Genomic DNA, 18,378 nt, shown 5'->3' with positions numbered 1-18,378 from the left:
ATCAATGGCAGCATGGATTATCCGCTCCGTGGTTGTTAATCTTGGAGGGCGAAGGAGAATGGACTTGGAGCGCAGGCTTGTCGCTATTCTGGCCGCCGACGTCGTAGGGTACACGGCCTTGATGGGCGCTGATGAGGCCGGCACGCTTGAGCGCCTCACCTACCTGCGCCACGACTTCCTCGAGCCTTTGATTGACAAGCACCATGGTCGCATCGTCAAGCTCATGGGCGATGGGCTCCTGGTGGAGTTTGCCAGTGTAGTGGATGCGGTGGCCTGCGCCATGATCTGGCAGGATGGCGTGGCTGAACGAGAGATCACGACCGAGGAAATCAAGCGACTACGTTTCCGTATCGGGATCAACTTGGGCGACGTGATCGTCGAGGGCAGCGACATCCATGGCGAAGGCGTCAACGTCGCCGCACGCCTGGAAGCCTTGGCCGAGCCTGGCGGCATTTGCATGTCCGGCGACGCTTATCGTCAGATGCGGGGCAAGGTTGAGGCGACGTTCGAGGATCTAGGCGAGTGCGACCTCAAGAACGTCGCCGAACCGATCCAGGTTTATCGCATCGCGACCCCTGGGAGTGCCGCTGCGTCGGCCACAACCGAGCCTTCGGGCCCATGGCCAAAGCCCGCGATCGCAGTCCTGCCCTTCGCCAATATGTCCGGCGATCCGGAGCAGGAATACTTCTCCGACGGCATAACCGAAGACATCATTACCGCACTTTCCCATTGGCGCTCGTTTCCAGTGATCGCCCGCAACTCCAGCTTTTCCTACAAGGGCCTGAACGTGCGGGTGCAAAAGATCGCCCAGGAGCTGGGCGCGCGCTACTTGCTGGAGGGCAGCGTGCGCAAAGCCGGTCCGCAGGTGCGCATCACCGCCCAGCTCATCGACGCCAAGAGCGGCCATCATGTCTGGGCCGAGCACTATGACCGCCAGCTCGAAGATATCTTCGAGGTTCAGGACGAAATCACCAACCGTATCGCAGCGGTGATCATGCCGGAACTGGAGCATTTCGAGCACAGCCGCTTAAGGGCGAAGCCGACCCATGATCTCAGCGCCTGGGACTATTACCTCAGGGGGCTGGACAGCTTCTACGATGAAAATTGTGAAGGTACGGTCGAAGCGATCGCCATGTTCGAGGCGGCGACAAAGCTGGATCCCACGTACTGCGATGCCTGGGCAAGGCTTGGCTGGTGCCATGCGCGGCTCATCATGTTCGACTGCGTGGAAGACCGCCAAGCAAGCCTGGCACGCGGACTGGATGCGGCACGCAAGGCTGTTGCGCTGGATGACAGCTCGGCCCTTGCTCATATGAGCTTGGGTGCCGTCCACATCTGGACCGAAGAAACCGACCTGGGGCTGGCCGAGGCGCAAACAGCGCTGCAGTTGAATCCCAATTTCGCCCATGCGGCCATGGCAGTGGGCAATCGCCTCGACCTGGTCGGTTGCGGCGCAGAGGGCATTCAGCAGATGGAACGCGGTCTCGCTCTGAACCCACGCGACCCCGTCCGCTGGCGTTACATGGCCTATCTTGCACGCGCCTACGCCAATCATGGCGAACCCCAGATTGCTGTCGAGTGGGCGCGCAAGGCTGTCCTTTTGCGCCCCGATCTGCCGGAGGCCCAGTTTCGCTATGCAATTTGCCTGGGCCATCTCGACCGGACGGAGGACGCGCGCGCTGCGCTCGAGCGTTGCAACGCCCTAGAGCCAGGTTTTGTGGCGAGAAAGGCCAACTGGCAGCCCTATGCGGACGATGAAAGAAATCAGCACCTGCTGAGCGGCCTTCGGCGCCATGGATTGCTGCCGTAAGTGGCACGCTCGGACATATCTCTCGTCTGGAGACCAACGAGTTCCTGCGTCGATATCGCCAGTGGAAGCCCGCGGGATTACCAAGAAGTCCTCGGTCTCTGCCTGGTCGCAAAATGGCAAGACGGCTGTTTCACCATTGAGCGCGTTTTGTACGATGGGGACTGAACAGAACCGGATTTTCCGGAGGCTCCATCAATCCATTCTTACTTAACCGTAGCGAGGTCGCTTGCCATGCAAGTGTGCATCCGATCTGAGCCGATACCGCCTACGCGCATCACGCCGCCTTGTCGGATGTAAGGCCCGAAATCGCCTGAATAAGGTCCTCTTCAGTCACCGCGTCGGCTGAGAATGTGCGGGTGATCCGGCCGTTATGCATGGCAATGATCCTGTCGGATACGTGCAAAACCTCGGGCATTTCCGAGGACACAACGATGATTGCGTAACCCTGATGCGCCAGCTCGCGCAGCAGTTTGTGGATCTCGGATTTGCTCCCGACATCGATACCGCGCGTTGGCTCGTCGACTATCAGAAGCCGGGGCTTCATCGACAGCCATTTGCCGATCACGATCTTCTGTTGATTACCGCCCGACAGCGAGCCGACCAGCGTCCGCCAGGTTGGCGCCTTGATCTGCAACCGGTCGCGATACATGTCGTAGATCGCCACTTCGGCCCCGTTTGCAACAAAGGGCCCAGCGGTCAGGTCGTCGATCTGTGGCAGGGTGATATTGTCGCGGCAGTTCATGCCGAGCACCAGCCCCTGCTCCTTTCGATTTTCGGGAACCAATGAGATGCCCTTTTCGATGGCCTCGCTCGGCGAACCAATATGCACTTCCTCGCCCGCCAAGCGGATTTTGCCCGCGGTGGGCCGACGCAGTCCGAACAGGGTTTCGGCCATCTCGGTGCGTCCGGCGCCGACAAGGCCATAGAAGCCGACGATCTCGCCCGCCTTGACCGTAAAGCTGACATCCTGGAAGAGGCGGCCGCAGCTCAACCCCTCGACACTGAGAACCTCTTCGCCCTCTTCCGCATGTTCGATGTTGCGCCGATGCAGCTCGAGACTGCGCCCGATCATCATCTGGGTGATCTCGTCTTCGTCCGTCTCCCGGGTGTTCAAAGTGCCGCGATAACTGCCGTCGCGAAGAACGGAGATACGGTCTGTGATCTTGAAGATCTCTTCCATCCGGTGGGAGATGTAGACAATTCCCACCCCTTCTGCCTTCAGGTCCTCGATAACGTCGAACAGAACGACCTTTTCGGCGTCGGTCAGCGACGCAGTGGGCTCGTCGAAGACAACGATCTTGGCCGAATGGGTCAGCGCCCGGGCGATCTCGCACATCTGTTGCTTGGCGATCGACAGGCTGCCGATACGGGTGCGCGGCCCCCAATCGGCGTTGAGCTTCTGCAGGATCGTGCCAACACGCTCGTCCAGCGTCTTCCAATCGACGAAGCCCCATTTCTTGCGCGGCAATTCACCGAGGAAGATGTTTTCGGCAACCGACATTTCCTCGGCCAGGCTGAGTTCCTGGTGGATGAGGGTAATCCCGTGCTCCTTGGCCTCAATCGGGCTCCTGATGACGACCGGCCTGTCGTCGATGAAGATCTGCCCTTCGTCGGGGTGATAGACGCCGGCCAATATCTTCATCAGCGTCGACTTGCCGGCGCCGTTTTCGCCCATCAGTGCATGAACTTCGCCGGGCCGAACGTCGAAATCGACGCCGTCGAGGGCCCGTACGCCTGGAAAGGTCTTGACGATGCCTTTGAGGCGCAGCGTCGGATTCGGTTCGGTCATAGTCTCAACTCCTCTGCGCCCTTCCGGTTGAGTTGCTTGTCCAGGAACAGCACGCCGATCAGGATCGAGCCAAGGATAACCAGCACCCAGAAGGCCGGAACCTGCATCAGGTTCATGCCGTTTCTGAGTATCTGGATCGCAAGGACCCCGCCGAACGTTCCGATGATCGATCCGGCTCCACCGGTCAGCTTGGTCCCTCCCAGCACGACCGCGGTAATCACCCACAGCTCGAAATTGGTGCCGAGGTTCGGCGTCGAGGCTCCCATTTGAGTGGACAGCGTGATGCCCGCAAGTGCCGCAAAGAATCCCACGATCATGAAATTGATCATCATGTGCGGTCCGACGCGAATTCCGGCGTTCACCGCCGCCTCGCGGTTGTCGCCCACGGCATAGGTGTTCGAGCCATGCACCGTGCGGCTGAGAAGAATATGAACCAGCGCCGTAAAAACCAGGAAGATCAGGGCGAGCGTCGGCAAGCCAACGAGCGAGCTGGCGCCAAAATCGGAATAGGCGAAGTTCATAGCGAAAAACGACTGCTCTTCGGTGTAGACGAAGACCAACCCGCGCACGCCAAGCATCGCGCCCAACGTCACGATGAAGGCATCCACTCCGGTCTTCCAGACAATGAAGCCGTTCAAGGCTCCCAGAAGGACACCGGCCGCCAGACCGGCCAGAACACCCGGCAAAATCTGCCAATTGCCCCACCCTTCGAACATCGGCCAACCCATGATGTCGACTGTGAGACTTGCAGCGAGTGCAACTACGGCGCCGACGGAAAGGTCGATGTTGCCGTTTATCATCACCAGCGTCATGCCGAGAGCAATCAACCCCAGTGTCGAGGCCTGGATCAGGATGTTCTTGAAGTTGCCAAGAGCGAAGAAATGCTCGTTCATCACGGAAAAGAAGATGAACACGATCACGACGAACGCCCAGATTGGATGATGGATGATCCAGTGCAGGAACCTGTTTGCGCCGCTGCCGTCTTGCGTTGCAGTAATATCTGCCATTTTCTCCTCCCTCAGGCGATCGGCGACAGGAGCCGACCGCGCTTGGCGGCGACGTCGAGCCACACGGCCAGGATGATCACGACCCAGGTGACGATCCACTGGGCGAAAAACGGGTAGCCCAGGAGCAACAGCCCGTTTTGAATGAAACCCAGGATCAACACGCCGATCACGGTTTTCAGGATCGATCCCGATCCGCCGAGGAGAGACGTGCCGCCGAGGATTACACCGGCAAGCACCAGAAGCTCGTAACCCTGGCCAACCGTGTTCTGCGAGCCCATGACCCGGCTGCCGAGGATGATCGAGGCGATGCCGACGCAGAAGGCCGAGACCAGGTAGGTTGAGAACACCACCCGATTGCGCCGGATGCCCGAAAACACAGCGGCCGTCGGATTGCCGCCGACCGCATAGACACGCCGCCCGTAGGGCGTATATGCGACGATCATTCCAATGACGACGGCAAGGGCAAAGAAGATGATGATCGGCATGTCGACGCCGGCTATCTCGCCTCGGCCGAAGACCCGGAACCAGGTGGTGTCCTGGGTCGATGGGTCGATGTCGACGTTCTTGCCGCCGGAGTAGATGAGCGTAAGCCCCTGGATCGCCGACAGCATTCCCAGGGTTACAATCAGCGAATTCAGCCGCAAGAAACCGATAAGAAGTCCGTTGACCGCTCCAAGCGCCAGTACCGCGATCATCATCACCAGAATTCCCGCGCCCGGTCCGATCTTATCGTGCAGGTCGACGACCATGACGGTGCCGAAGGACAGCATCGAGCCGACGGACAGATCGAGGTTGCCGGAAAGGACGACCACGGTCACACCCAGGGCGATTACGCCAATGATGGCGGTGGTCTTGACGACGTTTTCCAGGTTCTGGAAGGTCAGGAACCTGTCGACGCCGATCCCGAACGCGATCATGAACACGACAAACGCGATGAAAATCCCATTGCGGGCAATCAGGCCCTTCAGATCGCCGTTGCCCAGTCTTCCTACAAGTGCCGCCATATTCAGGCTCCTTTCCCCCCGCACGCCAGAGCGGCAAGGCTACTTGCCGGCGCCGATGGCATTGCTCACTCCGGCGTCATATCTCCATCGCCTCGTCCGGCTTCCGTGATGAGCCGGTTTCCATCAGGTTCCTATCTTTCTTTTGCCAACTTTTCCGTGGGCACTTTGCCCGGCGCATACGCGATTACGGTACTGTTGTGCTTGGCCAGAACGCGGGCTGCCGACCGGGTGAGCGACACCAAAACCGATTTTCTGGCGCAATGGCGCGCCGGAATATCGAAGCACCGATTGCTGGCGCTACTTTCGGTGCTGACGATCTCGTGAACGTCCCTGCTCGATGAACTGCCGTGCGACCCCTTGCAGCCAGACCAGACAGCCTAGCGCGTTCATGCTTTTTCTGAAATTCGGGTTTTCCTCGGCTGCGGCGAGGAAGTGGACCGGCTTCTTGAAGCTTTCATTGTTGAATTCGGTAACGAGGTTTTCGAACGCGATGACGGCCTTGTCGGTCAACTCGCGCATCGGTGCACCGCCATTCAAGTCGACGACGCCCCAGATGGCCTCGCCACCGTTTCGTTCGATCGCGTTTTCCCGGGAAAGGCGCGGGGCGCGTTTACGCCGCCCCGCGCAGCGCCTGCGGCTCAGAAAACCGGCTTGGTGAATTCGTCCATGTTGTCCTGGGTGATCTTCGGCGTATCGAAGTAGTTCAGGAACGGAACTTCCTCGCCCGTCAGGATCGCCTTCGCGGTTGCCAGGGCATTCTTGGCATCGTCGACCGGCGATTGGTAGATCGAGCCCCAGTATTCGCCACGGCCCATCGCTTCGTAACCGACGGCAAAGTTGGTGGCGCCAACGAAGATGATGCCTTCGCGGCCTGCGGCCTTGGCGGCGTTCAGTGCGCCGACGCCCATGTTGTCGTCGCCCGCATAGACCCCGTCAATGTCGTCATACTTGGTCAGGAATGTCTCCATCACGCGCTGCGACTTCTCGCGGTTCCAGTCGCCGGGCTGAGTTTCAAGCAGTGTAACTTCCGGGCAGACCTCGGGTAGGCGATCCTCAAAGCCTTTAGCGCGCTCGATTGCGGTGGTGTAGCCGGGCTGACCGGAAATCTGCACGATCTGGGCCTCGTTCTCGATGCCCATTTCCTTGAACTTGTCGCACATGATCTCCGCGGCCCGGGAGCCCTGGGTAATATTGTCAGGGCCGGAGAAAGACTTGATGAATTCGAAGCCTTCCTCGGCGATGTTCGAATTGGTGATGACCACCGGGATTCCGGCGTTGTGAGCTGCCCGCACGGCGGGCACGACTGCCTTGCCCTGGGTCGGCCAGATGATGATCGCGTCGACTTGCTGCTGAACAAGGTCCTGAATCTGGGCGATCTGGCGGGCAACGTCGCCGCCGGCATCCAGTACCACTGCCTCGACGTCCGGGTCGGCCTCTGCGGATTCGATGAAGGCTTGTTCGTAGGTGGTTTGATAGCTGTCCACACCCACGTTGTTCTGGGTGATGCCGATCCTGTAGGTCTCGGCGGCTGCGGCTCCTGAGAATGCCAGAGCGGCAACGGCTGTGGTCGCGGCCAATGCGTTGCGAAGTTTCATATTGGATTTCCTCCCGGAATCTCCGTGTTGCATGTCCGATCCCCAAATGCCTCTCCCGCGGGGGGATCATCATCCGGTGTATCGGACGAATGACCGGATCATGCTGGTTCCGACTTATTCTGAATGCACGAAAAATATTCATATTGGATATTTCGACATCCAGAATGGATGCTTTTTGGGTACAATCAGCGGTCCATTCTGAACATTTTCAGAGGAACGGCAATATGGCCAACCCAGATCCTTCCAATCTGAACAAATCTGCGGCGCGCACGTCGCCGAAAGAGAAAAAAGCCCGGAACCAGCTGATGAATGTCATGGCCGCACATATGGACAGACAGACGGCGTCCCCGCTGGAAAAGGGCGAAATACTCCAGATCATATCCTTTCTGGACGATTTCAGCGACGAGATCGATGACAGCCTCGATTTGTTTGCCCCCAACCCGGTCTTCCGGATGGCCATGCACCTGATCAGAGGACATTTCGAGGCAAAGATTGTCACTCCGACGTCCTTGATTGGCGCCAGCCGCGTGCCATACGCCACTGCCAACCGCCGGCTGAAGGAGATGATCGAGGCCGGGCTTGTCGATCAGCGTCCCCGCACCAAGACCGGAAAAAGCTTCTCCATGCATCCCAGCGAAAAGCTGCTGGAGGATTGGATCCGACTTTCCGGGCGTGTGCGGCGATTGGCTGAATCCCGCTTCGGAGCCGCCGACAGAGCAGATGATACCCGAGACTATTATTTCGGCGGTTCATATATGGCCGCGCAGTCGATTCCGCCGGTTCAGGTTCTGGCAGAGCCGTTGAAGGTCGCCGGCGGACTGCGCGTTCTCGTGCATGGCGATCCGACCTTCATGGTCATGGAAAACCTCAAGCGTCAGTTCGAGCAGGTCGTCGGTACTCAGATCCACCAGCGCGCCTTTTCGATCGATCGGCTGCGCGAAGAAGCAATCCGCAACTGCGAACGCGAAAATAGCCGCTACGACATCATCGCCATCGACCTCCCCTGGATCGGCGGTTTTGCGGAGAGCGGTATCCTGATGCCCTTGGACGAGGCAATGGACATCGCGCGCCTGGATCCGGCGGATTTCCACACCGCCGGGTGGAAAGGCGCCCATTGGGGCGGGCGTCCTTATGGCGTGCCGGCACAGACCACGCCGGAATTGCTGTTCTACCGTCGCGACCTCTTGTCCGAGGCCGGGCTCGAACCTCCGGCGACAACCGATGCGCTGCTCGATGCCGCCAAGGCGCTGCATGATCCGCAGCATGGGCGCTATGGCATCGCGTGGAACGCCGCACGCGGAACCGCACTTGGCCACACTGTGCTGATGACCATGGCTGATTTCGGCCAACCTATTCTCGATTTGCCGGAAATCGCCGGCGGCTTTGGCACCGACCACCTCGCCGAGCGCAACTACCGCTTCACGATCGATACCGACGCAGGTTTGCGTGCGGCGGAGTTCATGATGGAACTGCTGCGGTATTCACCTCCCGAAATCCTCTCGATGTCCTGGTACGAAAGGGTGCGCCCCTATGCGGCAGGCAAGATCGCGATGGCCTACGGCTATACGCTTTTGGCACCGTATTTCGAGCTGGACGAAACCTCCCCTGCCCACGGCCAGACGGGCTACCTGCCGCACCCCGCAGGGCCAGGCGCCAGCCCTGTCGCCCCGGTGGGCGGATATGTCATGGGGATTCCGGCAAACCTTCCCCGGGAGCGGCTTCAGGCTGCGGTCGAAGCGCTGATCGTCTTCACTTCGCCGCAGGCACAGAAGATGTATGTCCAAAACGGCAGCCGCACCAGCCCTCGTTATTCGGTTGGTGCCGATCCCGAAGTGCGCCGTATTTCGCCGATTTTCGAAGCCGTGGACGGCATGTCCTGGCGCGACGAGCTTCAATTCTGGCCACGCCCGCCGGTACCCGAGATTTGCGACATCATCCAGATATGCGGCGAGGAATTCCACGACATGCTGCGCGGTATCGTTTCCCCGCGCGAGGCCTTGCGCCGCGCTCAGGATCGGGCCGACGCACTGAGCCGCCCCAAACGACAGATGTGACTGGAGGAGGAAGCCAAATGGACCCCAATCGCCTGAAAGGTAAGAACATCCTGATCACCGGCGCTGCACGTGGCATGGGCGCGACCAACGCCGAGCATTTTGCCGAGCAGGGCGCGAATGTCTGCCTTGGCGACCTGGATCTCGATGAGGCCAGGAAGGTCGCCGACGGCATCAACGAACGCGGCAACGGCAAGGCGATCGCGGTCCGGATGGACGTTACGAAACGCGAGGACAATGCGGCAGCCGTCGCCGCCACTGTCGACGCGTTCGGCATGATCAATGTCGGCCTGTTCAATGCGGGTTTGAACAAGCCCCGTTTCTTCATGGAAATCGATGAAGACAACTGGGACATGATCATGAACGTGAACACCAAGGCCATGTGGCTCGGCATGCAGGAAACGGCGCGCCAGATGATCAAACAGGGGCCGCAGGATCATCCCTACAAGCTGATCAATGTCGGCTCGATCGCTTCGCGCAAGCCGCTTATCGACGTCACTGTCTATTGCACGTCGAAATATGGCTGCCTTGCGCTCACGCATTGCGGAGCAATCGCGCTTGCCGAGCACAACATCACCGTCAACGGATATGCGCCTGGCGTTGTCGTAACTCCGCTTTGGGAGCAACTCGACAAGGACCTCGTCGAGATCGGGTTCAAGCAGAAGGAAGGGCAGGCCTACGAGGACATCGTCCGCGACGCGCTGCAGATCAAGCGCGTTTCCTACCCCGACGACATCAAGGGTACGGCGTCGTTTCTGGCGAGTGACGACAGCGACTACATGACCGGCCAGATGATCCACATCGACGGCGGCTGGTGTATCCAATAGCGATCTAAACAATTGGAACATAAAGCAAAACAGGTGCGGAATGTCGCGCCTGAAGGAGGATGCCATGTCTCGCGCGCTCACCCCGAACATCCTGAAACCGCAGGATCTGGAACCGAATTGGAAATGGGAGGGACGTCTCCCCGCCTGGGGCCACACCTCCGTCGATTTCGAGCGGCGGGTCGACCATGACCGGCTACGCCGATATCGCCTCAGCCGCGCCCGCGAAGCGCTCAAGAAGAGCGGCGCCGGTTCGCTGCTGCTCTTTGACGTGAACAACATCCGCTATGTCTCGGCCACCAAGATCGGCGAATGGGAACGGGACAAGATGTGCCGTTTCTGCCTGCTGACCGGCGATGAGTCACCACATGTCTGGGACTTCGGCTCGGCCGTCGTGCATCACCGGAAGTATTCGGACTGGCTGCTGCCGGACAACTGCCACGCCGGCGTCGTCGGCATGCGGGGCACGATCCCGCCCTCCTTCGGCCTCATGAAGAAATACGCCGAAGACATTGCGGGTCTCATCCGAGATGCCGGCATGGCCGACATGCCCGTTGGCGTGGATTATGCCGAAACTGCAATGTTCGAGGCATTGAAAGAGGCGGGTCTGAACATCGTCGATGGCCAGCAGATCATGCTCTCGGCGCGCGAAATCAAGAACTGGGACGAGATCCAGCTTCTGACCCAGGCCGCCAGCATGGTCGATGGCGTCTATCACATGATCTACGAAGAGTTGAAGCCCGGCGTGCGCGAGAACGAGATCGTCGCGCTGTCCAACAAGCTGCTCTACGAGATGGGCTCGGACGATGTCGAGGCGATCAACGCCATCTCGGGCGAACGGTGCAATCCACACCCGCATAACTTCACCGACAGGCTCTTTCGCCCTGGCGATCAGGCCTTTTTCGACATCCTGCAATCCTATCAAGGCTACCGAACCTGCTACTACCGCACGTTCAATATCGGCCGGGCGACCCCGGTCCAGCATGACGCCTATAAAAAGGCGCGGGAATGGCTGGATCTCGCCATCGATGCGATCAGGCCGGGTGTTACAACCGACAAGGTGGCGCATCTCTGGCCGGCGGCGCAGGATTATGGCTTTCCTGACGAACTTTCGGCATTCGGCCTTCAATTCGGCCACGGCCTGGGGCTGGCGCTGCACGAGCGCCCGATCATCAGCCGTGCGGTCAGCCTCGAAAATCCGATGGAAATCCAGACCGGCATGGTCTTCGCGCTGGAAACATATTGCCCGGCCGCCGATGGGTATTCCGCTGCGCGCATAGAGGAAGAGGTGGTCGTCACCGATACCGGGTGCGAGGTGATCTCGCTATTCCCCGCCGAAGAGCTGCCCATCGCGAACCGATACTAACCTCCCAGAAACTGCCCGGTCCCGCGGGGCCGGGCTCTTTTCAAAGAGACAACGTCATGAGCCGCGCGAAGAAGAAACATAACGCCGAAGACTATCTGCGAATGTATCGCCAGATGGTGCGCATCCGCACCTTCGAGGATAACGCCAATCAACTCTACCTCTCGGCGAAGATGCCGGGGCTCACGCACATGTATTCCGGCGAGGAAGCGGTCGCTGTGGGCATTTGCGAGGCGCTTCGCCCTACCGACAGGATCACTTCGACGCACCGCGGCCACGGCCATTGCGTGGCCAAGGGCGCCGAGTTCAAGCAGATGTTCTGCGAGCTCCTGGGCAAGGAAGAGGGCTATTGCCGCGGCAAGGGCGGCTCGATGCACATTGCCGACCAGTCGAATGGAAATCTGGGCGCCAACGCAATCGTCGGCGGCTCGATGGGCATCGCCACCGGCTCGGCCTTCTCCGCAAAAATGCTGGGCCGAAATGAAGTGACTGTCTGCTTCTTCGGCGATGGCGCGACGGCACAGGGGCTGTTGTACGAGGTCATGAACATGGCCGCGCTGTGGAAGCTTCCCGTTATCTACGCTTGCGAGAACAACGGCTATTCGGAATACACGCGCACCGCGGAAATCGCGGCAGGTTCGATTACCGCACGCGCTGAAGCCTTCGGCATCGAAGCGCACAAGGTCGACGGGCAGGATGTGCTCGCCGTGAACGAGCTGACACGCAAGCTCGTCGAGCGGTGTCGCAAGGGCGAAGGCCCGTTCTTTATGGAACTGGAGACCTATCGCTATCACGGGCACCACGTCGGCGACATCAACCGCGAGTACTACCGCTCCAAGGAAGAAGAGCGTGACTGGAAGGAAAATCGCGACCCGATCATCCGATTCCGGGCATGGTTGGCGGCCGAAGGCATCGCAACCGAGGACGAGATCGAGGCGATGAATGCGGAGATCAAGGACGATGCCGCGGCAGCCGTTGAATACGCCCTAAACGCCAAATACCCCGCCGCCAGCGAAGTCGATATGCATGTATTCACCGACGTCAAGCACGTGATGGCCTGAGGAGAAAGACGATGAGGGAAATCACTCTGTCCCAGGCGGTGAACGAAGCGCTGGCCGAGGAGATGCGCCGCGACGATACCGTGTTCATAATTGGCGAGGACGTCGCGGAGGCGGGAACCCCGTTCAAGGTGCTCAGCGGCCTCGTGGAGGAATTCGGCACCGAACGGGTGCTCGACACTCCGATTGCCGAGCCGGGCTTCATGGGCATTGCCGTAGGAGCGGCAATGACGGGTACGCGGCCCGTCGTCGACCTCATGTTCGGTGATTTCATCTACCTGGTCATGGACCAGCTTTGCAACCAGGCGGCCAAGACGCACTACATGTCGGGCGGCAAACTGAATGTGCCGCTGGTCCTGCGCACGAACCTCGGCGCCACCCGGCGGTCCGCGGCCCAGCACTCGCAGTCGCTACACGCTCTGGTCGCGCATATTCCAGGCCTCAAGGTTGCCCTGCCATCCTCGGCTTTCGAAGCCAAGGGGCTGATGAAGACGGCGATCCGCGACGACAATCCTGTCGTGATCTTCGAAGACAAGCTCATGTACAACGACAAGGCGGCCGTGCCCGAAGAGGAGTATCTGATCCCCTTCGGCGAAGCCAAGGTACTGCGCGAGGGAAGCGACATCACCTTGATCGGCACCTCTTCGATGGTGCAGGTCTGCCAGAAGGCGGCCGAATTACTCAGTGCGCAAGGCATCAGCGCCGAAGTCATCGATCCGCGCACCATTGTGCCGCTCGACGAGGCAACGCTCTTGGGATCGGCGAAAAAGACCAGCCGGGTGATCGTCGTCGACGAAGGCCACCAAAGCTTCGGCATCACTGGCGAGATCGCCAGCCGGATCAACGAGAAAGCCTTCTACCATCTCGATGCACCGGTCTTGCGAATGGGTGCGATGGATGTGCCGGTACCGTTTTCTCCCGCCCTTGAAGACCTGACCGTGCCGACACCGGAGGGAGTGGTTGCCAACGCACGCAAACTGGTTGCCGGGGAGATGCTTCATGCCGCATGAGGTAATCATGCCCGCCCTGGGCATGGCTCAGGATACAGGCCTGATCGTCGCCTGGCACAAGAGCCCGGGTGATACGGTCAACATCGGCGACGTTTTGTTCGAGGTGGAAACCGACAAGGCGACCATGGAGGTCGAGGCGCAGTCCGAAGGCTTCATTACCCAGATCCGTCATTACGCGGGCGATGATGTTCCGGTGGGCGAAGTGATCGCCGTCATCGATGAAAGCACCGAAGCCGTTCACACCGATGAAACGCCCACAGGGACGTCCGCCCCCGCTGTCGAGGTGCCGAAAGGCGCGGAAGTGATCATGCCGGCACTCGGTATGGCGCAGGACACCGGCGTTATCGTCGCCTGGCACAAGGCGCCGGGCGATCCGGTGACGGCGAGCGACATCCTGTTCGAAGTGGAAACCGACAAGGCGACGATGGAGGTCGAGGCCGGGCGTGACGGTTATGTCGCCGCCCTGCTTGTGGAAGCCGGAGAAGAAGCTCCGGTCGGAGACGCGATCGCGGTGATCGCTGCGGAGAAGCCCGCGAATGCCGTTCAGTTGAGCCGGCACGTTCAATCGGCCGCCGCGGCCAAGCCGGCCGAGATGCCAGAAGCCCGGCCGGAATCAACGCAAGATGCCGCTCCGACAAAAATCGCCGAACCGGCGATCGTGGCCGAAGGCAGCAAGATCCTTGCTTCGCCAAAAGCACGACGGTTGGCGCAAAAGCAGGGACTGGACCTGAACAGGCTCGTGAAGGCCGGCGTCCCCCAGCCTTTCCATGTTTCCGATCTGGAAACGTTAAAGGCCCTGCCGGACGAAAAGACGGCAAGTGCGACCGCGACACTGCACATTTCGGCTCGCGCAGACGCGCATGGCTTTGCGGCATTCGCCGACCGCCTTGCCGAAAAAGGTGCAGCGACCGGTGTTGTCTGGGCGGCTTTCGCCGCCGCCAGCCTGCGCGCCACCGAAGCAAACGGCGGTATCGTCGTGCGTCTCGAAAATCCGCTGCTTGGACAGTCGGCACTTTTTAACGATCCCGATCAGACGCCGCTGTCTGCGGTCGCGCCGTGCGAGGCGGGCGCACCGCGGATCATCCTGCGGGATTTGACCGCCAGCCGTATCACCGGCCTGTCGCTCACCTGCGGCGATACGCCGGTGCTGACCGTGACACGGGACGCAAAGGGCTATCATCTCGCTCTCGATTTCACCGAGACACAACTTCCCGGCGACGCCGCCATCCGGTTGATCGAAGGGGTGGCCGCCCGGCTCGACGAGCCGTCGCGTCACCTCCTCTGACTGACGAGGAGCTGATCCATGACCAAAGCTGACATCGACTTCGATGCCCTGCCTGCCGATCTCTACATCAATGGCAATTGGGTTGAAGGTGCGGAAGGCGTGCGGTTCGACGTGCTCAATCCCGCCACCGAGGAAGCCATCGCTTCGGTAGCCTCGGCCGAGATCGCCGATGCCGATGCGGCACTCGATGCCGCCGAGGCGGCGATGCGGGACTGGGCGGCGCGCACGCCGCGGGCGCGGTCCGAAGTGCTGCGCAAGGCCTGGGAACTGATAACCGCGCGGCTCGACCAGTTCGCCCGCCTGATCACGTTGGAAAACGGCAAGGCCCGGGCGGATGCCATGGGTGAAGCGGCCTATGCCGCCGAGTTTTTCCGCTGGTTCGCGGAAGAAGCGGTGCGCGCCGACGGATTGATCACCCACGCGCCAGCTTCCGGCGCCCGGATTGTTGTGCAGCACAAGCCGGCCGGCCTTGCCGTTCTCGTAACGCCCTGGAACTACCCGGCCGCCATGGGCACGCGCAAGATTGCCCCGGCACTTGCCGCCGGTTGCGCGGTTATCATCAAGCCGGCGTCGGAGACGCCGCTCACCATGCTGGCGTTGATGCCCCTTCTGGAGGAAGCCGGCGTGCCGCCGGGGCTCGTCAACGCTCTGCCCTCACGCCGCACTGGCGCGCTCGTGGATCATATGCTGCATGATCCGCGCGTGCGGGTTGTCAGCTTCACCGGCTCGACCGAAGTAGGCCGGAAACTCCTGCATTCCGCTGCCGATCAAGTCCTGAAGCCCGCGATGGAACTGGGCGGCAACGCACCGCTCATCGTCTTTGAGGATGCCAACCTGGAGACCGCCGTCGAAGGAGCGATGCTGGCCAAAATGCGCAATCTGGGCGAGGCCTGCACCGCCGCCAACCGCTTCTATGTGCACGAGCGCGTGGCCGAAACCTTCACTGCCAGGTTCACCGAGGCGATGGCTACATTGAAGATGGGCAACGGGCTGGAGGATGGCGTCGATGTCGGCCCGCTGGTCAATGCCGACACGCGCGAAAAGGTCGCCGAATTCGTTGAGGACGCGGTCGCAAAGGGCGCCGAGATTCGCCTTGGCGGGGCGATCCCGAATGGCCCGGGTTTCTTCTATCCGCCGACCGTGCTCGCGCGCGTGCCGGAAACTGCGGACTGCGTGCACGACGAAATCTTCGGCCCGGTCGCCGCGATCCAGACCTTCTCAGACCAGGAAGAGGTCATCGCCCGCGCAAACGACACGGAATACGGGCTCGTGGCATATGTCTTCACCGAGAACATGAAGCGTGGCCTGCGGGTCTGCGAAAGGCTGGATTACGGCATGGTCGGCCTCAATCGCGGTCTGGTGTCCGATCCGGCAGCCCCCTTCGGCGGCACCAAGCAATCGGGCCTCGGCCGTGAGGGCGGGCATGAAGGCATGCTCGAATTCATGGAAACACAATACATCTCGACCAACTGGTAAGGGGGAAGCCATGTCGGACGTCATTGCACCCCCTTCCGTACGGGCGTTGGCCCGAAAAAAGGGCATCGACCTCGTGAAACTCGCGGGCGATCTCGGACGGACGACCATTGCGCGCGAAGATCTCGACGCCGGCAAGGCACCCGCGTCGGCCGGCGATACCTCGTATTGGGACGTGGATCATTCCGCCTATGGCCCGGTCAGCGAAGAGCCGGTGGGCCGCTTCGCGCAGGTTGCCGCGCGAAACCTTGCGGCAGCTAATGCGCTGATCCCGCAGGTCACACATCACGATCGCGCAAATGTCTCCGCCATCGAGGAGTTCCGCAACCGATTGAAGCCCGAGGCGCAGGCACGTGGCGTCAAGCTCACCGCGCTCGCCTTTCACGTCAAGGCGCTGGCGCGCGCCCTGCGCGAGTTCCCGAAGTTCAACACCTCACTGACGCCGGACGGCAAGATGTTGGTCTTCAAGGACTACGTCCACATCGGGATCGCCGTCGACACCGCCCACGGGCTGATGGTGCCAGTCATCCGTGACGTTGACCGCAAGGGGCTGTGGAACATCGCGAGTGAAATTGCCGATCTGGCTTCGCGCGCGCAGGAGCGCAAGGTCCGTGCGGAAGAGATGGGTGGTGCCTCGATGTCCATCACCAATCTGGGTGGCATCGGCGGCACCGCGTTCTCGCCGATCGTCAATCCGCCCGAGGTCGCGATCCTCGGCATTACCCGCACCGAGACGGCTCCCCTTTGGGATGGCGAGGCGTTTCAGCCCGTGCCTATGGTGCCGTTGGACCTGAGCTACGATCATCGGGTGATCAACGGTGCCGATGCCGCACGGTTCATGACATATCTCGCCGGCCTCCTGGCCGATCCGCACCGTATCATGATCTGAGGGGGGCGATGGCCGGAAACATGCCGATGTCATTGCTCTCGGTGCAGGTCCGGGCGGCTATGCCTGCGCTTTTCGTGCCGCCGACCCGGCAAGCGACGCCGGAAACGGCAGGTGCGCCTCGGCAGCGCAGGCCCTGATCCGTGTCAGCACTTCCTCAGGCAGGACGATGCCGGAGCTGGACGTCTCTTCGCGTGATCGCGCAGCGCGGTCGCCGGGAATGCGCACCGGACCGTGTCCGGGGATCGGCTTGCTGGCCCGGCAGGCGGCGTTCAGATGATCCACCTGCGCCAGGAAAGCGTCCGTCCCGCCGAAGGCTGCCGGGTCCATGACCTGGAGATAGACGTTGGCGCCCCAGCGTTTTGGCGCCTCGACCCGGCCGTGCCCGGAAAGCGCCTGTGTCAGCATCTCCACCATCAAGCCCATTGCGAAGCCCTTGTGGCCGTGATCCATCCCGCCGACCGGCAGGATCGAGCCCATCGGCACGTCGTTCACCACATTGGGATCGGTCGTGGCGCGGCCTTCGGCATCAAGCATCCAGGGGTGCTCGAAATGCGTGCCGCTGTTGATGTGTTCCCGCACCTTGGAGACCGTCGTGATCGAGGCGCATGTGTCGATGAGGACCGGGTGGTCCGTGGCCGGATAGCCGATGGCCCAGGGGTTCGGCGTAAGAAGCGGTTCGACGCCGCCGAAGGGTGCCACCCATTTGCCGGAAGGGTCGGACGTCGCGATATAGCAAACGAAGCCCTTCAGCGCCGCGATACGCGTGAGCGTGGAGAGGCAGCCGATATGGTGGCTGCGCCGGATCGCCATCGCGGCCAGGCCGGCATCGGCGGCCCGTTCCATGCAGGATTCGAGCGCCTGCTTCATCACCCAATGCCCGGGCAGGTAATTCCCGTCCCAGACCTGAACGAGCCCCCTGTCGCTGACGACCTCGCAGGTACCCGCGCGGGACATGTTCCCGTTCGCGAGTTCCGGCAGATAGTAGGAAACCATCGAGATACCGTGCGTCGAGACGCCGATCTCATCGGTCCGGATCAACAGTTCGGCGACGAGCTCTGCCTTTTCTCGCTCGAGCCCGCCTTGTGACAAGAGCGCAAGGGCAAGGTCGTAAAGGGCGGTACGGTCGAAATGTTCCATGGTACGAAGCTTCAGCCCCGATCGGCACAAAGGTCAAGTAAACCTTGAACGGACCGTCATCAGGGGTCTTGAGCGGTATGACA

General features: G+C 60.9%; 15 protein-coding genes. 9 read left to right on the top strand and 6 right to left on the bottom strand.

Features of this window, described 5'->3' with window-relative positions; all coding sequences use genetic code 11:
• Positions 1-64 precede the first annotated feature (64 nt).
• On the top strand, positions 65-1,810 hold the full coding sequence (locus GR183_RS08420; protein ID WP_160775167.1) for an adenylate/guanylate cyclase domain-containing protein: 1,746 nt from the start codon (positions 65-67) through the stop codon (positions 1,808-1,810).
• Between the two features lie 274 nt (positions 1,811-2,084).
• On the opposite strand, the gene GR183_RS08415 is transcribed toward GR183_RS08420, so the two are convergent.
• From GR183_RS08415 to GR183_RS08395, 5 genes are all read right to left on the bottom strand, one after another.
• Complete coding sequence (locus GR183_RS08415) at positions 2,085-3,599, bottom strand: sugar ABC transporter ATP-binding protein (RefSeq protein WP_160775166.1); 1,515 nt, start codon at positions 3,597-3,599, stop codon at positions 2,085-2,087.
• Positions 3,596-4,606, bottom strand: coding sequence for an ABC transporter permease (locus GR183_RS08410; protein ID WP_160775165.1), 1,011 nt, complete (start codon positions 4,604-4,606; stop codon positions 3,596-3,598). The genes GR183_RS08415 and GR183_RS08410 overlap by 4 nt, the downstream gene beginning before the upstream one ends.
• Before the next feature lie 11 nt (positions 4,607-4,617).
• A complete protein-coding gene (locus GR183_RS08405) occupies positions 4,618-5,610 on the bottom strand; it encodes an ABC transporter permease (RefSeq protein WP_160775164.1) in 993 nt (330 codons plus the stop codon).
• Between the two features lie 297 nt (positions 5,611-5,907).
• Positions 5,908-6,129: a hypothetical protein gene (locus tag GR183_RS08400; RefSeq protein ID WP_160775163.1), complete on the bottom strand. Its 222-nt coding sequence runs from the start codon at positions 6,127-6,129 to the stop codon at positions 5,908-5,910.
• 119 nt (positions 6,130-6,248) lie between these two features.
• Complete coding sequence (locus GR183_RS08395) at positions 6,249-7,205, bottom strand: sugar ABC transporter substrate-binding protein (RefSeq protein ID WP_160775162.1); 957 nt, start codon at positions 7,203-7,205, stop codon at positions 6,249-6,251.
• Here GR183_RS08395 and GR183_RS08390 point away from each other — a divergent pair.
• The 8 genes from GR183_RS08390 to GR183_RS08355 all read left to right on the top strand — a co-directional run bounded on the left by GR183_RS08390 (position 7,187) and on the right by GR183_RS08355 (position 17,158).
• Positions 7,187-9,259 carry an ABC transporter substrate-binding protein gene (locus GR183_RS08390; RefSeq protein WP_244313651.1) on the top strand — a complete coding sequence of 691 codons (2,073 nt, stop codon included), beginning with the start codon at positions 7,187-7,189 and terminating at the stop codon, positions 9,257-9,259. The two genes, GR183_RS08395 and GR183_RS08390, sit on opposite strands and share 19 nt — an antisense overlap.
• A 17-nt stretch (positions 9,260-9,276) precedes the next feature.
• The gene (locus GR183_RS08385; protein ID WP_160775161.1) at positions 9,277-10,083 is read left to right on the top strand and encodes an SDR family NAD(P)-dependent oxidoreductase; all 807 of its coding nucleotides are present in this window, start codon (positions 9,277-9,279) and stop codon (positions 10,081-10,083) included.
• 64 nt (positions 10,084-10,147) lie between these two features.
• Positions 10,148-11,446: a M24 family metallopeptidase gene (locus GR183_RS08380; protein ID WP_160775160.1), complete on the top strand. Its 1,299-nt coding sequence runs from the start codon at positions 10,148-10,150 to the stop codon at positions 11,444-11,446.
• 56 nt (positions 11,447-11,502) lie between these two features.
• Positions 11,503-12,504 carry a thiamine pyrophosphate-dependent dehydrogenase E1 component subunit alpha gene (locus GR183_RS08375; RefSeq protein WP_160775159.1) on the top strand — a complete coding sequence of 334 codons (1,002 nt, stop codon included), beginning with the start codon at positions 11,503-11,505 and terminating at the stop codon, positions 12,502-12,504.
• 11 nt (positions 12,505-12,515) lie between these two features.
• Positions 12,516-13,511, top strand: coding sequence for an alpha-ketoacid dehydrogenase subunit beta (locus tag GR183_RS08370; RefSeq protein WP_160775158.1), 996 nt, complete (start codon positions 12,516-12,518; stop codon positions 13,509-13,511).
• Positions 13,501-14,796, top strand: coding sequence for a biotin/lipoyl-containing protein (locus tag GR183_RS08365; RefSeq protein ID WP_160775157.1), 1,296 nt, complete (start codon positions 13,501-13,503; stop codon positions 14,794-14,796). The genes GR183_RS08370 and GR183_RS08365 overlap by 11 nt, the downstream gene beginning before the upstream one ends.
• Positions 14,797-14,814: 18 nt before the next feature.
• Complete coding sequence (locus tag GR183_RS08360; protein ID WP_160775156.1) at positions 14,815-16,272, top strand: NAD-dependent succinate-semialdehyde dehydrogenase; 1,458 nt, start codon at positions 14,815-14,817, stop codon at positions 16,270-16,272.
• Between the two features lie 10 nt (positions 16,273-16,282).
• A complete protein-coding gene (locus GR183_RS08355) occupies positions 16,283-17,158 on the top strand; it encodes a 2-oxo acid dehydrogenase subunit E2 (RefSeq protein WP_160775155.1) in 876 nt (291 codons plus the stop codon).
• Positions 17,159-17,215: 57 nt separating this feature from the next.
• Here GR183_RS08355 and GR183_RS08350 read toward each other — a convergent pair whose 3' ends face one another.
• A complete protein-coding gene (locus tag GR183_RS08350) occupies positions 17,216-18,295 on the bottom strand; it encodes an Ldh family oxidoreductase (protein WP_160775154.1) in 1,080 nt (359 codons plus the stop codon).
• Positions 18,296-18,378: the final 83 nt, after the last annotated feature.

This window comes from Stappia sediminis (assembly GCF_009826895.1).
Taxonomy (GTDB): Bacteria; Pseudomonadota; Alphaproteobacteria; order Rhizobiales; family Stappiaceae; genus Hongsoonwoonella; species Hongsoonwoonella sediminis.
This window is presented reverse-complemented; position numbering and strand designations above follow the sequence as displayed.

Bases quoted from the DNA above. Each gene is read 5' to 3' on its own strand.
- GR183_RS08380 (WP_160775160.1), top strand. From the start codon at position 10,148: ATGTCTCGCGCGCTCACCCCGAACATCCTGAAACCGCAGGATCTGGAA.
- GR183_RS08375 (WP_160775159.1), top strand. From the start codon at position 11,503: ATGAGCCGCGCGAAGAAGAAACATAACGCCGAAGACTATCTGCGAATG.
- GR183_RS08390 (WP_244313651.1), top strand. From the start codon at position 7,187: ATGCGTTGCGAAGTTTCATATTGGATTTCCTCCCGGAATCTCCGTGTT.
- GR183_RS08405 (WP_160775164.1), bottom strand. From the start codon at position 5,610: ATGGCGGCACTTGTAGGAAGACTGGGCAACGGCGATCTGAAGGGCCTG.
- GR183_RS08370 (WP_160775158.1), top strand. From the start codon at position 12,516: ATGAGGGAAATCACTCTGTCCCAGGCGGTGAACGAAGCGCTGGCCGAG.
- GR183_RS08410 (WP_160775165.1), bottom strand. From the start codon at position 4,606: ATGGCAGATATTACTGCAACGCAAGACGGCAGCGGCGCAAACAGGTTC.
- GR183_RS08360 (WP_160775156.1), top strand. From the start codon at position 14,815: ATGACCAAAGCTGACATCGACTTCGATGCCCTGCCTGCCGATCTCTAC.
- GR183_RS08395 (WP_160775162.1), bottom strand. From the start codon at position 7,205: ATGAAACTTCGCAACGCATTGGCCGCGACCACAGCCGTTGCCGCTCTG.
- GR183_RS08365 (WP_160775157.1), top strand. From the start codon at position 13,501: ATGCCGCATGAGGTAATCATGCCCGCCCTGGGCATGGCTCAGGATACA.
- GR183_RS08385 (WP_160775161.1), top strand. From the start codon at position 9,277: ATGGACCCCAATCGCCTGAAAGGTAAGAACATCCTGATCACCGGCGCT.
- GR183_RS08355 (WP_160775155.1), top strand. From the start codon at position 16,283: ATGTCGGACGTCATTGCACCCCCTTCCGTACGGGCGTTGGCCCGAAAA.
- GR183_RS08400 (WP_160775163.1), bottom strand. From the start codon at position 6,129: ATGCGCGAGTTGACCGACAAGGCCGTCATCGCGTTCGAAAACCTCGTT.
- GR183_RS08415 (WP_160775166.1), bottom strand. From the start codon at position 3,599: ATGACCGAACCGAATCCGACGCTGCGCCTCAAAGGCATCGTCAAGACC.
- GR183_RS08350 (WP_160775154.1), bottom strand. From the start codon at position 18,295: ATGGAACATTTCGACCGTACCGCCCTTTACGACCTTGCCCTTGCGCTC.